The organism is Rhodoferax sp. P2_H8_2 (genome assembly GCF_056403235.1).
On sequence record NZ_JBFUFW010000002.1, the window covers coordinates 399325 to 413787 of the forward strand.

Annotated in this window: 13 protein-coding genes; all 13 read right to left on the reverse strand. The window is 58.9% G+C overall.

The features are described from left to right. Positions 1-39: 39 nt before the first annotated feature. Positions 40-1359 (reverse strand): histidinol dehydrogenase, encoded by a 1320-nt coding sequence (hisD, locus tag AC1DV6_RS04860; RefSeq protein ID WP_477975656.1) that lies wholly within the window; start codon positions 1357-1359, stop codon positions 40-42. 5 nt (positions 1360-1364) lie between these two features. After that, on the reverse strand, positions 1365-2009 hold the full coding sequence (gene hisG, locus AC1DV6_RS04865; protein ID WP_477975658.1) for an ATP phosphoribosyltransferase: 645 nt from the start codon (positions 2007-2009) through the stop codon (positions 1365-1367). After that, positions 2006-2242, reverse strand: a complete 237-nt coding sequence (locus tag AC1DV6_RS04870; RefSeq protein ID WP_477975660.1) for a BolA family protein — start codon at positions 2240-2242, stop codon at positions 2006-2008. The genes hisG and AC1DV6_RS04870 overlap by 4 nt, the downstream gene beginning before the upstream one ends. A 15-nt stretch (positions 2243-2257) precedes the next feature. Continuing rightward, positions 2258-3013 (reverse strand): ABC transporter permease, encoded by a 756-nt coding sequence (locus AC1DV6_RS04875; protein ID WP_477975661.1) that lies wholly within the window; start codon positions 3011-3013, stop codon positions 2258-2260. Then, positions 3010-3960: an ABC transporter ATP-binding protein gene (locus AC1DV6_RS04880; protein WP_477975662.1), complete on the reverse strand. Its 951-nt coding sequence runs from the start codon at positions 3958-3960 to the stop codon at positions 3010-3012. Before AC1DV6_RS04880 ends, AC1DV6_RS04875 begins: the two co-directional genes overlap by 4 nt. A 74-nt stretch (positions 3961-4034) precedes the next feature. Further along, complete coding sequence (locus AC1DV6_RS04885; protein ID WP_477975663.1) at positions 4035-4301, reverse strand: STAS domain-containing protein; 267 nt, start codon at positions 4299-4301, stop codon at positions 4035-4037. A gap of 2 nt (positions 4302-4303) precedes the next feature. Then, a complete protein-coding gene (locus AC1DV6_RS04890; RefSeq protein WP_477975979.1) occupies positions 4304-4930 on the reverse strand; it encodes an MlaC/ttg2D family ABC transporter substrate-binding protein in 627 nt (208 codons plus the stop codon). 71 nt (positions 4931-5001) lie between these two features. After that, positions 5002-5751: an MlaA family lipoprotein gene (locus AC1DV6_RS04895; RefSeq protein WP_477975665.1), complete on the reverse strand. Its 750-nt coding sequence runs from the start codon at positions 5749-5751 to the stop codon at positions 5002-5004. 4 nt (positions 5752-5755) lie between these two features. Next, entirely contained in the window at positions 5756-6229 is a 474-nt protein-coding gene (gene mlaD, locus AC1DV6_RS04900; protein WP_477975667.1) for an outer membrane lipid asymmetry maintenance protein MlaD, read from the reverse strand. 32 nt (positions 6230-6261) lie between these two features. Then, positions 6262-7053, reverse strand: coding sequence for a lipid asymmetry maintenance ABC transporter permease subunit MlaE (mlaE, locus tag AC1DV6_RS04905; RefSeq protein ID WP_477975669.1), 792 nt, complete (start codon positions 7051-7053; stop codon positions 6262-6264). Beyond that, a complete protein-coding gene (locus AC1DV6_RS04910; protein WP_477975671.1) occupies positions 7053-7883 on the reverse strand; it encodes an ABC transporter ATP-binding protein in 831 nt (276 codons plus the stop codon). The genes mlaE and AC1DV6_RS04910 overlap by 1 nt, the downstream gene beginning before the upstream one ends. 95 nt (positions 7884-7978) lie before the next feature. After that, a complete protein-coding gene (locus tag AC1DV6_RS04915) occupies positions 7979-9445 on the reverse strand; it encodes a glutamate synthase subunit beta (protein WP_477975673.1) in 1467 nt (488 codons plus the stop codon). Between the two features lie 71 nt (positions 9446-9516). Then, positions 9517-14289, reverse strand: a complete 4773-nt coding sequence (locus tag AC1DV6_RS04920; RefSeq protein WP_477975675.1) for a glutamate synthase-related protein — start codon at positions 14287-14289, stop codon at positions 9517-9519. Positions 14290-14463 lie beyond the last annotated feature (174 nt).

Genomic DNA, 14463 nt, shown 5'->3' on the forward strand with positions numbered 1-14463 from the left:
ATATGAGTGAGTCGCCGCAGGCCACCGGACCTTACAGATTTACTTCTTCAGCCGCATTTCGGCGGCTTGTGCGTGGGCCTGCAGACCCTCGCCATAGGCCAGCGTTGCGGCGATCGGGCCCAATATCTGGGCACCGGCTTCGCTGACTTCGATCAGGCTGCTGCGCTTCTGGAAGTCGTACACGCCCAAGGGGCTGGAGAAGCGCGCGGTACCGCTGGTGGGCAGCACGTGGTTGGGGCCTGCGCAATAGTCGCCCAGGCTTTCGGAGGTGTAGGCGCCGAGAAAAATTGCTCCGGCGTGTTTTAGCAGGGGCTCCCATTTATGCGGGTCGGTGCTGGAGACTTCCAGATGCTCGGGCGCGATGCGGTTGCTGATTTCGCAGGCCTCTTCCATGCTGCGGGTGTGGATCAGCGCGCCACGGCCGCTGAGGCTCTTGGCAATGATCTCGGCGCGCGGCATGGTGGGCAGCAGGCGGTCTATCTCGGCCTGCACGCGGTCGATGTATGCGGCGTCGGGGCACAGCAAAATGCTTTGCGCCAGCTCGTCGTGCTCGGCCTGGCTGAACAAATCCATCGCCACCCAGTCGGGCGGCGTGGTGCCATCGGCCAGCACCAGAATCTCGCTGGGGCCGGCGATCATGTCGATGCCCACGGTGCCAAACACGCGGCGCTTGGCGGCGGCAACATAGGCGTTGCCGGGGCCGGTGATCTTGTGCACCGCCGGAATGCTTTGCGTGCCGTAGGCCAGCGCGGCCACGGCCTGCGCGCCGCCAATGGTGAAGGCGCGGGTGACACCAGCTACATAGGCCGCGGCCAACACCAATGCGTTCTTCTCGCCCTTGGGCGTGGGCACGACCATGATGATTTCGCCCACACCAGCCACGTGGGCGGGGATCGCATTCATCAGCACCGATGACGGATAGGCCGCCTTGCCGCCGGGCACATAGATGCCCACGCGGTCCAGTGGTGTGACCTTCTGGCCCAACAGCGTGCCGTCTTCGTCACGGTAGCTCCAGCTCTCGCCGGAGGCTTTCTTTTGTGCTTCGTGGTAGCTGCGCACACGTTTGGCGGCGGCTTGCAATGCGTCGCGCTGCTGCGCAGGGATGCTGTCAAACGCAGCCTTCAGTTCGGCCTGCGTCAGTTCCAGCGCTTTCATGTCGGAAACAGTGAGGCCATCGAAGCGCGCGGTGTATTCCAGCACGGCCGCATCGCCGCGCTGTTGCACATCCGCCAGAATCTCGGCCACGCGGGTTTCAATCGCTGCATCGGTGTCGGCAGACCAGTGCAGCCGCGCCTTGAATTGGGACTCAAATTGGCTGTCGGCGCAGGAAAGGCGGGCGGGGGCAGCTACCAATTTCATAGCGATCAGGATTTCGTATCGATGGCCGCGGCAAATGCATCGATGATGCGGCGCAGCGGTTCCTGCTTCAGTTTGAGCGCGGCCTGGTTGACGATCAAGCGTGAGCTGATGTCCATGATGCGCTCCACTTCGATCAGGTGGTTGGCCTTGAGCGTGTTGCCGGTCGACACCAGATCGACGATGGCATCGGCCAAGCCGACCAGCGGCGCCAGCTCCATGCTGCCGTAGAGCTTGATCAGATCAACGTGCACGCCCTTGGATGCAAAGAACTCGCGCGCAATCGCAACGTACTTGGTTGCCACCTTCAGGCGCGAGCCCTGCTTCACAGCCGAGGCGTAATCAAAATCGGAGCGCACCGCGACACTGATGCGGCACTTGGCAATGTTCAAATCCAGCGGCGTGTACAAGCCCTGGCTGCCGTGTTCAATCAAAGTGTCTTTACCCGTAATACCCAGATCGGCGCCACCGTATTGCACATAGGTGGGCACGTCGGAGGCGCGCACTACCAGCACGCGCACGTCCGGTTGGTTGGTATCCAGAATCAGCTTGCGGGATTTCTCGGGATCGTCCAACACCTCAATGCCAGCGGCTTTGAGCAGTGGCAGGGTTTCTTCAAAGATGCGTCCCTTGGACAGTGCCAGCGTAATCATTGCGCGGCCCATTCGGTGGGGGTGTAGGTCTTCATCGACAGCGCGTGCACTTCGTCGGTCTTCATGCGATCACCCAGCGTGGCGTAGACCAGTTGGTGGCGCTGGATCAGGCGTTTGCCTTCAAATGCGCTGGAGACAAAAGTGCCGTACCAGTGGCGGCCATCCCCCTCCACGCGGCACACATCGCAAGGCAGACCGGAGCTGATCAGGGATTGGAGTTCTTCGGCGGTCATGGCAGGTCCAGAAAATCAGTTGCGAATCTTGTAGCCCGTGCGCAGCAGGTGCAGTGCAATGCCGCTGACAACAACCAGCGTGCCACCGACAACAGCGAGGCTCAACCAAGGCGATACATCGCTCTGACCAAAGAAGCCGCGGCGGAATCCGTCGATCATGTAGAAGAATGGGTTGAAGTGGCTGACGCCCTGCCAAAAGGCGGGCAGCGAATGGATGGAATAGAACACGCCGCTCAGGAACGTCATGGGCATCACAACGAAGTTCTGGAAGGCGGCCAACTGGTCAAACTTCTCGGCCCACAAGCCAGCGATCAGGCCCAGCGTGCCCATCAGCGCAGCACCCATCACGGCAAACACAATGATCCACGCCGGCTCCACAAAGCTCATACCGGTAAACGGTGCGGACACCACGAAAACGCCAAAGCCGACGACCAGGCCGCGCACGACGGACGCGCCCACGTAAGCGACAAACCAGTGCATATACGACAGCGGCGTCAGCAACAGGAACACCAGATTGCCCATCACCTTGCTCATGATCAGCGAGGAGGAGCTGTTGGCAAATGCGTTTTGCAGCAGGCTCATCATCGCCAGCCCCGGCACCAGGAAGGCGGTGTAGCTGACCGTGTCGTAAACCTTCACATGGTCTTCCAGCGCGTGACCAAAGATCAGCAGGTAGAGCATCGCGGTCAGCACCGGACCGGCGATGGTCTGGAACGCGACTTTCCAGAAGCGCCAGATTTCTTTGTACAGGAGTGTTTGCCAGCCGTTCATTTTGAAGACCCTCCCACGCCATGCACAGAATCCTTGTGCTGCGTCATCACATCGAGGAACACATCTTCCAGATCGGCTTTGCGAATTTCGACATCCTGCGCGACCAGGCCTGCTTCACGCACAGCAGCCAGGTATTTCTCCACTTCCAGCGCGTCGTGCGCCGGGAACTGGACCACACGGCCGGTGATACGCGCGCCTTGGGCCAGCGCAGCGGGCAGTTCGCCATCGAGTTTGAAGCGCAGCACATTGCTGGATGCGGCTTTCAGCAGCTCGCTGGTTTTGTCCAGCGCAACGATGCGACCGGTCTTCAGCATGGCAATGCGGCCGCACAGGGCTTCCGCTTCTTCGAGGTAATGGGTGGTCAGCAAGACCGTGTGGCCTTGCTTGTTGAGTTTGGCAATGAAGGCCCACAGCGTCTGGCGCAATTCAACATCCACGCCCGCGGTCGGCTCGTCCAGCACGATCACCGGCGGCTTGTGCACCAGCGCCTGCGCGACCAGCACGCGGCGCTTCATGCCTCCGGAGAGCTGGCGCATATTGGCGTTGGCCTTGTCGGCTAGGCCAAGGCTTTCCAGGAGTTCATCGATCCAGGCGTCGTTGTTTTTGACACCGAAGTAGCCGGACTGGATGCGCAGCATTTCGCGCACATTGAAAAACGGGTCGAACACCAGCTCTTGCGGCACCACGCCAAGCTTGCGGCGGGCTTCGGAAAAGTCGCGTTGCACATCGCTGCCCAACACACTGACAGCGCCGCCTGTTGGACGAGCCAGACCGGCGAGGATGCTGATCATCGTGGTCTTGCCGGCGCCATTGGGGCCTAACAAGCCGAAGAATTCACCCTCTTCAATGTCCAGACTTACGCCGTCAAGCGCCAGAAAGCTGGAGCCTTTGGGCCCCTTGGACGAGGGATACGCTTTGGAGACGGATTGGAACGAAATGGCGGGCATGGGAGAGCGCCATTTTACGCGGCGAACCTATGAAGAACTTGACGTGAAAAAGCGGCCGAAGCCGCATTGGAAAATCAGGCGCTGGGCAAGAGCGCATTGATGCCGTACAGCGTCGCCAGATCGCGCAGGCGCTCCGGCAAACCCTTGACGGCGAAGCGCTTGCCCGCACGGGCGCACTCGCGGCGAAACTCCAGCAACACGGCCAATGCGGAAGAGTCAAAGCTCTTCAACTGCGTGCCATCCACAACCACTTCGGCGGTCTGCGCTGGCAAGCCGGCGTTGAGCTCTTCCAGGCACTTGCGCGCCTGGACCTGGGTGAGGGTTTCGGGCAGGCTCAACACGATCAGCCCTTCTTGCCGTTGGCCTTGTTGCGCTCGCCCAGCGATGTGATCAGACCATCGATACCCTTGGCACTGATCTCTGTCGCAAATTGGCTCTTGTAAGTTTGCACCAACCAGACGCCCAATACGTTCAAGTCATAGATCTTCCAGCCAGCGCCTTCGCCGGGAGTTTTTTCCATACGGTATTCCAGCTGGATCGGGTCGCCGCTGCCTTTGACTTCGGTACGAACGACGACTTCCTTGTCTTCAGGCGCGCTGCGCATGGGCTTGACGTTGATGGTCTGGTCAGACACTTGCGACAAGGCGCCTGCGTAGGTGCGGACCAGCAGGATCTTGAACTCGTCCTGCAGCTTGGTCTTTTGCTCAGGTGTCGCGCTGCGCCATGCCGGGCCAATCGCCGATGCGGTCATGCGCTGGAAATTCACATTGGGCATGATGCGGGTATCGACCAAGGTGACGATCTTGGCGACGTCGCCACCGCGCATGGCCTTGTCGGCCTTGATGGTGTCCAGCACGTCAGAGGACAGGCGCTTGATCATCACATCCGGCGCCTCGTCAGCAGCCATCGCAACACCGGAGAAGCTAAAGGCCGCCAGCAGGGTAAACAGGGCGGTCAGGGATCGGATCATTGGGGACTTCATACGCACTTTCTGGGTGAATGTTCACCCTCATTATCGGTTTTTGTGCCGTCTTGTGCTGGCTACGGCTTTTCGGGCTCAGTATCCCCATCTTCATCCGGGGGATTGCCATCGTATTGGATGTTTCTCTGGCGCTGCAAGTAGGAGTCGCGAGTAAAAGAATATTTGTCCAGCGCTGCACCGGCCACTACATCGCCTGCGTTCAAATACTTCGCGCGCAAGTTCAGCAGCTTCACAACTGTTAATCCTGTACGGGTTCCTTCATCATCCACATACGTCAAAGCATTTCCTTGCCTGTCTACTGGTAACGCGGCAACCTCGCGCAGCGTTGACGGCCCGAGCAGTGGCAGCACAACATAAGGGCCAGGCGGCACGCCCCAACGACCCAGCGTCATACCAAAGTCTGTCGTATGGCGCTCAATGTTCAGGTCGCTGGCGACATCGACCAAGCCGAGGATGCCAACAGTGGAATTCACCAATACGCGGCCAATGCTGTCACCGGTATCCATGCGCCGACCCTGGATGGCGTTATTGAAGATGGACCAGACGTCTTCGAGGTTGCCGAAGAAGTTGCCAACACCTTTGCGGACCACGCTGGGCACCACATTGCGGTACACCGTAGCCACAGGTTTAACTACAGCCGCATCGGCGGCATCGTTGAAGGCGAACACACTGCGGTTGATCGACTCCAGCGGATCGCGCTTGTCCGGGTTTGCCACCGTAGCGCAACCTTGCAGCATCAAAGCCGTCAAAGCCAGCGCCACCATGCCCCAACGGGGCCATGCCAACGAGCGTGTGGTGGGCAATGCCATGGAGTTACTGGCCCGACTTGCCATCCGCCGCCTTGCTATAGAGGAACTGGCTGATCAGGTTCTCCAGCACGACAGCAGATTGCGTGGAACTAATGGTGTCGCCAGACGCCAGCATTTTTTCGTCGGCACCAGGCTCGATGCCCAAGTACTGCTCACCCAGCAAACCTGCCGTCAGAATCTTCAGCGAGCTGTCTTTGGGGAAGGTGTAACGGTTGTCCAGACCCACGATCACGCGCGCCTGGAAGTTCTTGTCGTCAAACACAATGGACTCGACGCGGCCAACCACAACACCAGAGCTCTTGACCGAGGCTTTAGCCTTGAGGCCGCCGATGTTGTCAAAGCGTGCGGTGACAGAGTAGGTACCGGAGGAGCCAGTGAAGCTGCCCAGGTTGGCCGCTTTGAGGGCCAGGAAGACCAGGCCCACAAAGCCCAGCACCACAAAGGCGCCGACCAGGATTTCTATGTTTCGTTTTTGCATGGTAGTTCTGGGAATAAATCGCTACAGAGGGATCAGTCGGTGGAGAACATCAGGGCTGTCAGGATGAAGTCCATGAACAGAATGCCCAATGAGGAAATCACCACGGTACGGGTGGTTGCATAGGCAACGCCTTCGGGCGTGGCCTCGGTTTCATAGCCCTGGTACAGCGCCACGAAGGTGCAGATGATGCCGAACACGAAGCTCTTCACGATGCCATTACCGACATCGCGGACCACATCTACGCGGCTTTGCATGATGGACCAGAAGTTGCCTGCATCAATGCCGATCAGCAGCACTGCCACGACCCAGGCACCAATGATGCCGACCGCGGAAAACAGAATCGCCAACACGGGCATGGACACAACGCCGCCAATAAAACGCGGGGCCAGAATACGTTGGGTCGGGTCCACGGCCATCAGGTCCATTGCGGCGATTTGCTCGCCAGCTTTCATCAGACCGATTTCAGCAGTCAGAGACGTACCGGCGCGCCCAGCAAACAGCAACCCAGCCACCACAGGGCCCAATTCGCGCACCAGTGCCAGATTGACGATCAGACCCAGTGACTCGGCCGCGCCGTAAATCACCAATGCGTAATACATCTGCAGCGCCAGCACAAAGCCCACAGCCAGACCAGAAGCCAGAATAATCAGCAGCGAACGATTGCCTACCGCGTGAATTTGCGCAACTACCAGATAGGGGCGACGCAGTGCGCCACCAGTCGCTTTGAGCAGGCTCCAGAAAAACAAGGCGGCGTGGCCCAGGGAACCCAGAATGCCAATCGTGCGCTGGCCGACATTGGCCAGGAAATTCAGAGTTGTATCCATTACGCAGCCACTCCAAATTCTTCGGCCATCGGCTTGGCAGGGTAGTGGAAGTTGATTGGGCCGTCCGGTTCACCGTGGATGAACTGGCGGGTTTCAGGGTCCGTGGACGCCATCAATTCAGCGGGGGTGCCTTGCGCTACGATGCGCCCTTGGGGTGCCAACAACACAACATAGTCACTGATCTTCATGCACTGCGGAATGTCATGCGACACCAGCAGCGATGTGGCGCCGGTGCTGTCATTGAGCGTGCGAATCAATTTGGCAGCAACACCCATGGACACCAGATCCAGACCGGCAAACGGTTCGTCATACATGATCAGTTGCGGGTCCAGCACAATGGCGCGGGCCAATGCGACCCGGCGCGCCATGCCGCCAGAAACTTCCGAAATACGCAATTGCGCCGCACCACGCAGGCCCACTGCATTGAGCTTCATCAACACCAGATCGTTGATCATGGCCTCAGACATGTCGGTGTGCTCACGCAACGGGAAGGCTACGTTGTCGAACACTGACAAATCTGTGAACAGTGCGCCAAACTGGAACAGCATGCCCAGACGGCGGCGGAATTTGTACAGTTCTTCGCGGTTACTGAGATCCACCGGGACGCCGTCGTAGCGGACTTGGCCCGATGAAGGGGCATGTACACCACCGATCAGGCGCAACAACGTGGTCTTACCGCAACCCGAACCGCCCAGGATGGCCGTGACCTTGCCACGGGCAAAGTTCAGGTTCACATCACGCAGGATCAAACGCCTGTCGTCATAACCAAAGGAAACATGGTCAATCTCGATCAGGGAATCTTCACGGGAAACGGGGGTGGAGTGCGCCATAAAAAAGGAGCCGGGTCAAAGGGCCCGGCTCCGCAATCATAAGGGAAAACACCTAAACATTCACGCGTGACTGTAAATGCCCCTATGGCGTGGTTTCAGCGCGGCAAATTGGAGCTTCCCATCAGGAATTCGTCCACCGAGCGCGCAGCCTGACGGCCTTCACGGATCGCCCAGACCACCAGGCTCTGGCCGCGGCGCATGTCGCCTGCGGCAAAGACCTTGGCTACGTTGGTGGCATAGCCGCCGGTGAATTCGGTGGTGGCGCGTGCATTGCCGCGGACATCCTTGTCCACGCCAAACGCATCCAGCACGGTCGCGACGGGGTTTACAAAGCCCATGGCCAGCAGCACCAGATCGGCTTTGAGCACTTGCTCAGAGCCTGCAACCTCCACCATCTTGCCGTCCTTGAATTCCACCTGCACGGTCTTCAAGCCAGTGACCTTGCCTTTTTCACCGATGAATTCTTTGGTGGAGATCGAGAACACGCGCTCGCAACCTTCTTCATGGCTGGAGCTGGTGCGCAATTTAAGCGGCCAGTAAGGCCAGGTCATCGGGCGGTTTTCTTCTTCCGGCGGCTGAGGCATCACTTCAAACTGCGTCACGCTGACCGCGCCATGGCGGTTGCTGGTGCCTACGCAATCAGAACCGGTATCGCCACCACCAATCACGATGACGTGCTTGCCATCCGCGCGCAACTGGCCTTTGAGCTTGTCACCGGCGTTGACCTTGTTCTGCTGCGGCAGGAATTCCATCGCGAAATGGATGCCGTCCAAGTCACGGCCCGGCACCGGCAGGTCGCGCGATTGCTCGGAGCCACCCGTCAGGATGACGGCGTCAAAGTCTTTTTGCAATTGCTCAGCCGAAATGGTTTCCTTGGCCCAGTTGGTGACCTTGGAGCCCTTGGGCATCTCACCAATCAGCACACCGGTGCGAATCGTCACGCCTTCCTTGACCATCTGGTCGGCGCGGCGGTCGATGTGGTGCTTCTCCATCTTGAAGTCGGGAATGCCATAGCGCAACAGGCCGCCGATACGGTCGTTCTTTTCGAATAGCGTGACATCGTGGCCCACGCGCGCAAGTTGTTGCGCAGCGGCCATGCCAGCGGGGCCGGAGCCGACGACGGCGACCTTCTTGCCGGTCTTGACTTTTGGCGGCTGGGCCAGCACCCAGCCTTCATGCCAAGCGCGGTCGATGATGGCGTGCTCGATGGACTTGATGCCCACCGCGTCGTCGTTCACATTCAGTGTGCACGCAGCCTCGCAAGGCGCAGGGCAGATGCGGCCGGTGAACTCGGGGAAGTTGTTGGTGCTGTGCAGCGTGTCGATCGCGGCTTTCCAGTTACCGGTGAAGACCAAGTCATTGAAGTCCGGAATGATGTTGTTGACCGGGCAGCCGTTGTTGCAAAACGGCGTACCGCAGTCCATGCAACGCGCAGCCTGTTTGTTGGCCTGCGCGTCGTCGAGGCCGATAACGAATTCCTTGTAGTTTTTGAGGCGCTCAGGCACGGGCTTGTAGCCCTCTTCAACGCGCTCAAACTCCATGAAGCCTGTGACTTTTCCCATGATTCTTTTCTCTATTCAGTTGGGGACAGAGCAAATTTGCTGCGCAAATATTGGTCAATCCCGCAAGGTCATTATTTAGCCGGGGTTGCTACTTTTTTTGTAGCTGCCTGCGCACGTCCTGTGAGCTCTGCAGCCTCTTTTCGTGCATGAATTTCACCCAAAGCGCGCTTGTATTCCAGCGGGAATACCTTGACGAACTTGGCGCGGGAAGTCTCCCAGTTATCCAGCAGGTCGCGTGCGCGCTTGCTGCCGGTCCATCGGTTGTGCTCTTCCAGCAGGCGGCGCAGTTGTGTCTCATCTGCCTGGCCCCGGTGCCACAGGCCCTTGTCAATTTGTGCTTCTTGCTCTTTCGCAGTCAACACTTTCTCCATGCTGACCATGGCGGTGTTGCAGCGGCTGGCGAACTGACCGTCTTCGTCATACACATAAGCGATGCCGCCACTCATGCCGGCAGCAAAGTTGCGGCCAGTCCTGCCCAGCACGGCGACTGTGCCGCCGGTCATGTATTCGCAGCCATGGTCACCGGTACCTTCGACAACCGCGGTCGCACCCGACAGGCGTACCGCGAAACGTTCGCCACCAACGCCGCTGAAGAAAGCTTCACCGGCGGTCGCGCCGTACATCACGGTGTTGCCGACGATGGTGTTGTTGACCGCCACGCCGCGGAAATCGATGCTCGGTCGCACGACGACACGGCCACCGGAGAGGCCCTTGCCGGTGTAGTCATTGGCGTCGCCAATCAGGTACAGCGTGATGCCCTTGGTCAGAAAGGCTCCAAAGGACTGGCCACCGGTACCTTCGAGCTGGATATGGATGGTGTTGTCTGGCAGCCCCTCAGGATGAACCTTGGTCACCGCACCGGACAACATCGCGCCGACGGAGCGGTTAACGTTGCGCGCGGCTTCCATGAACTGCACTTTTTCGCCCTTGTCGATGGCAGCGCGGCTCTTGGCGATCAGCACGTTGTCCAGCGCCTTTTCCAAGCCATGTTCCTGCTCCAGCGTCTGGAAGCGGGGCACATCGGCGGGCACATTGGGTTGTGCAAACAGGCGGCTGAAATCCAGACCACTGGCTTTCCAGTGTTCAATGCCCTTGCGCATATCCAGCAGGTCAGAACGACCAATCAGGTCGTCAAACTTACGGATACCGAGCTGGGCCATGATCTGGCGCACTTCTTCGGCGATGAAGAAGAAATAGTTCACTACGTGCTCGGGCTTGCCGGAGAACTTCTTGCGCAAAGCCGGGTCTTGCGTGGCCACACCCACCGGGCAAGTATTCAGGTGGCACTTGCGCATCATGATGCAGCCCTCGACGACCAGTGGCGCTGTAGCAAAGCCGAATTCGTCAGCACCCAGCAGCGCGCCAATGGCGACATCACGACCGGTCTTCATCTGGCCGTCGGCCTGCACGCGGATGCGGCTGCGCAGGCGGTTCAGCACCAGCGTCTGCTGTGTTTCGGCCAAACCGATTTCCCACGGGCTGCCCGCGTGTTTGATGGACGACCAAGGCGAAGCGCCCGTGCCACCGTCGTGCCCGGCGATCACCACGTGATCACTCTTGCACTTGGCCACGCCTGCGGCAATCGTGCCCACACCGATTTCGGACACCAGCTTGACGCTGATGGAGCTGTGCGGGGCCACGTTTTTCAAATCGTGGATCAGCTGCGCCAAATCTTCGATCGAATAAATATCGTGGTGCGGCGGTGGCGAGATCAGGCCAACGCCCGGCACGGAGTGGCGCAGCTTGCCAATGTAGTCCGACACTTTGCCGCCAGGTAATTGACCGCCCTCGCCCGGCTTGGCGCCTTGCGCCATCTTGATCTGGATCTGGTCGGCGCTGGACAGGTATTCGGCAGTGACACCGAAGCGGCCGGAGGCGACTTGCTTGATGCGTGAGCGCAACGAATCACCGGGGTTTAGCGGGATGTCCACTTCCACCACGTCATGGCCAATGATGTCGGCCATGGTCTGGCCCTGTTTGATCGGAATGCCTTTGAGCTCCTGGCGGTAACGCGCTGGGTCTTCCCCACCCTCACCCGTGTTGCTCTTGCCGCCAATGCGGTTCATTGCGACTGCGAGCGTGGCATGTGCTTCTGTCGAAATCGAACCCAGCGACATCGCACCCGTGGCAAAACGCTTGACGATTTCTTTGGCGGATTCCACTTCGTCCACCGCAATAGCCTTGGCCGGATCGATCTTGAATTCGAACAGACCGCGCAGCGTCAGATGGCGCTTGCTTTGGTCGTTGATGATCTGCGCGTATTCCTTGTAGGTGTTCCAGTTATTGGCACGCGTGGAATGCTGCAGCTTGGCGATCGCATCTGGCGTCCACATGTGCTCCTCGCCGCGCACACGCCAAGCGTATTCGCCGCCGGTTTCCAACGCGTTAGCAAGCACCGGGCTGTCGCCAAAGGCCGCTCTGTGCGCGCGGATGCTTTCTTCGGCAATCTCGAAGACGCCAATGCCTTCCACGCGGCTAGGTGTGCCGGTGAAGTACTTGGAGACCGTGGCGCTGGACAGGCCAATCGCTTCAAACAACTGCGCACCGCAGTAGCTCATGTAAGTAGACACGCCCATCTTGGACATGATCTTGGACAGACCCTTGCCGATGGCCTTTACATAGTTGTAAATGGCCTTTTCAGCGCTCAAGTCACCCGGTAAATCCTTGTGGATGTTTCCCAGCGTTTCCATTGCCAGATACGGGTGCACCGCTTCGGCTCCGTAACCTGCAAGCACCGCGAAGTGATGGACTTCCCGAGCAGTGCCGGTCTCCACCACCAAGCCTGCCGTCGTACGCAGGCCTTCGGCGACCAAATGTTGGTGAATTGCCGACAGCGCCAGCAAGGCTGGAATCGCCACCTGATCAGCACTGATGTTGCGGTCACTGATGATCAGGATGTTCTTGCCGCCCTTGATCGCATCCACCGCTTCCGCACAGAGGGAGGCCAACTTGGCTTCAACCCCTTCGTGTCCCCAGGCCAGTGGATAGGTGATGTCCAGCGTGTGGCTGCGGAACTTGCCTTGCGTGTGGGCTTCAATGTCACGCAGCTTGGCCATGTCGGCTGCGTCCAGCACAGGCTGTGACACCTCCAGCCGCATCGGCGGATTCACCTGGTTGATGTCCAGCAGATTGGGCTTGGGCCCAATAAAGGACACCAGCGACATCACAATCGCTTCGCGGATCGGGTCAATCGGCGGGTTGGTCACTTGCGCGAACAGCTGTTTGAAGTAGCTGTACAACGGCTTGTTCTTGTCAGACAGCACGGCCAACGGGCTGTCGTTACCCATAGAGCCAATTGCCTCTTCACCGGCAGAGGCCATGGGAGCGATCAGGAACTTCAGGTCTTCCTGGGTAAAACCAAAGGCTTGCTGGCGATCCAACAAACTGGCTCTGTCAGTCACCCGCTTCGGTTCGATGCCCGCGACCGTAGCTGCGAGCGCCACCTCGGTGCGACGCTCGTCAAAGGTCACGTCGTCCAGCTTGATGCGCAGGTTTTCAATCCATTGCTTGTAGGGCTTGCTGTTGGCCAAATTGGCTTTGAGCTCTTCGTCGTCAATCATCCGGCCCTGCTCCAGATCGATCAGGAACATCTTGCCGGGCTGCAGGCGCCATTTGCGCACGATCTTGTTTTCCGGCACCGGCAGCACGCCGGACTCGGAACCCATGATCACCAGATCGTCATCGGTGATGCAGTAACGCGATGGACGCAGGCCATTGCGGTCAAGCGTAGCGCCGATCTGGCGGCCATCGGTGAACACGATGGAAGCCGGGCCATCCCAGGGTTCCATCATCGCGGCGTGGTATTCATAGAAGGCCTTGCGACGACTGTCCATCGTGGTGTGCTGCTCCCACGGCTCGGGAATCATCATCATCACGGCCTGGCTGAGCGGGTAGCCCGCCATTGTCAGCAGTTCGAGGCAGTTATCAAAGGTCGCGGTATCGGACTGGCCGGCAAAACTGATCGGGTACAGCTTTTGCAGATCGGCGCCCAGCACCGGCGAAGACATCACGCCTTCGCGGGCCTTCATCCAGTTGTAGTTGCCCTTGACCGTGTTGATTTCGCCGTTGTGCGCGACGTAACGGTACGGGTGGGCCAGCGGCCACTCGGGGAATGTGTTGGTCGAGAAGCGCTGGTGCACCAGACCCAGCGCCGACACGCAGCGCGAATCTTCCAAGTCAAGGAAGTAAACACCAACTTGGTCTGCCAACAACAGGCCCTTGTAGACCACCGTGCGGCTGGACATGCTGGGAACGTAGTATTCCTTGGAGTGCGTCAGCTTGAGCGCCTGGATGTTGGCACTGGCCGTCTTGCGGATCACATACAGCTTGCGTTCCAACGCGTCCTGCACGATCACGTCCTGACCACGCCCAATGAACACCTGGCGCTGGATGGGTTCCTTCTCGCGCACGGTGGGCGACATGGGCATGTCGCGGTTGACCGGCACATCACGCCAACCCAGCAGCACCTGCCCTTCGGCCTTGATCGCGCGCTCCAACTCTTGTTCACAGGCCAGGCGGGAGGCATGCTCTTTGGGCAAAAACACCATGCCTACACCGTATTCACCCAACGGTGGCAGAGTGACGCCCTGCGCCTTCATTTCTTCGCGGTACAGCGCATCCGGTAATTGAATCAGGATACCGGCGCCATCACCCATTAACTTGTCTGCCCCGACTGCACCCCGGTGGTCCAGGTTTTCCAGGATCTTCAGCGCGTTCTTGACGATGGAATGGCTCTTCTCGCCCCGGATATGGGCTACAAAACCCACACCACAGGCGTCGTGCTCCTGCTCGGAGGAATACAAACCGTGTTCTTGCAGATATTTGATTTCGGCAGCCGTGGTCATGGCGCTCTCCTGAGTTGGGCGGTGAAAAATCTCGAGCAATGAGAATACTGCAACGCAACAAAAGTGCCAATTGAATTAAATGGGGTCAGACTCTAATTAATACAGGCAAATAGAAATTGAAAATTAAATAGGGACATATCTAATTTAATAGCAATAAACCCAAACTGGATAATA

What these genes read in the sequence shown, in the direction of transcription:
- hisD (WP_477975656.1), bottom strand. Translation starts at nt 1,359, where the DNA reads ATGAAATTGGTAGCTGCCCCCGCCCGCCTTTCCTGCGCCGACAGCCAA.
- hisG (WP_477975658.1), bottom strand. Translation starts at nt 2,009, where the DNA reads ATGATTACGCTGGCACTGTCCAAGGGACGCATCTTTGAAGAAACCCTG.
- AC1DV6_RS04870 (WP_477975660.1), bottom strand. Translation starts at nt 2,242, where the DNA reads ATGACCGCCGAAGAACTCCAATCCCTGATCAGCTCCGGTCTGCCTTGC.
- AC1DV6_RS04875 (WP_477975661.1), bottom strand. Translation starts at nt 3,013, where the DNA reads ATGAACGGCTGGCAAACACTCCTGTACAAAGAAATCTGGCGCTTCTGG.
- AC1DV6_RS04880 (WP_477975662.1), bottom strand. Translation starts at nt 3,960, where the DNA reads ATGCCCGCCATTTCGTTCCAATCCGTCTCCAAAGCGTATCCCTCGTCC.
- AC1DV6_RS04890 (WP_477975979.1), bottom strand. Translation starts at nt 4,930, where the DNA reads ATGATCCGATCCCTGACCGCCCTGTTTACCCTGCTGGCGGCCTTTAGC.
- AC1DV6_RS04895 (WP_477975665.1), bottom strand. Translation starts at nt 5,751, where the DNA reads ATGGCATTGCCCACCACACGCTCGTTGGCATGGCCCCGTTGGGGCATG.
- mlaD (WP_477975667.1), bottom strand. Translation starts at nt 6,229, where the DNA reads ATGCAAAAACGAAACATAGAAATCCTGGTCGGCGCCTTTGTGGTGCTG.
- mlaE (WP_477975669.1), bottom strand. Translation starts at nt 7,053, where the DNA reads ATGGATACAACTCTGAATTTCCTGGCCAATGTCGGCCAGCGCACGATT.
- AC1DV6_RS04910 (WP_477975671.1), bottom strand. Translation starts at nt 7,883, where the DNA reads ATGGCGCACTCCACCCCCGTTTCCCGTGAAGATTCCCTGATCGAGATT.
- AC1DV6_RS04915 (WP_477975673.1), bottom strand. Translation starts at nt 9,445, where the DNA reads ATGGGAAAAGTCACAGGCTTCATGGAGTTTGAGCGCGTTGAAGAGGGC.
- AC1DV6_RS04920 (WP_477975675.1), bottom strand. Translation starts at nt 14,289, where the DNA reads ATGACCACGGCTGCCGAAATCAAATATCTGCAAGAACACGGTTTGTAT.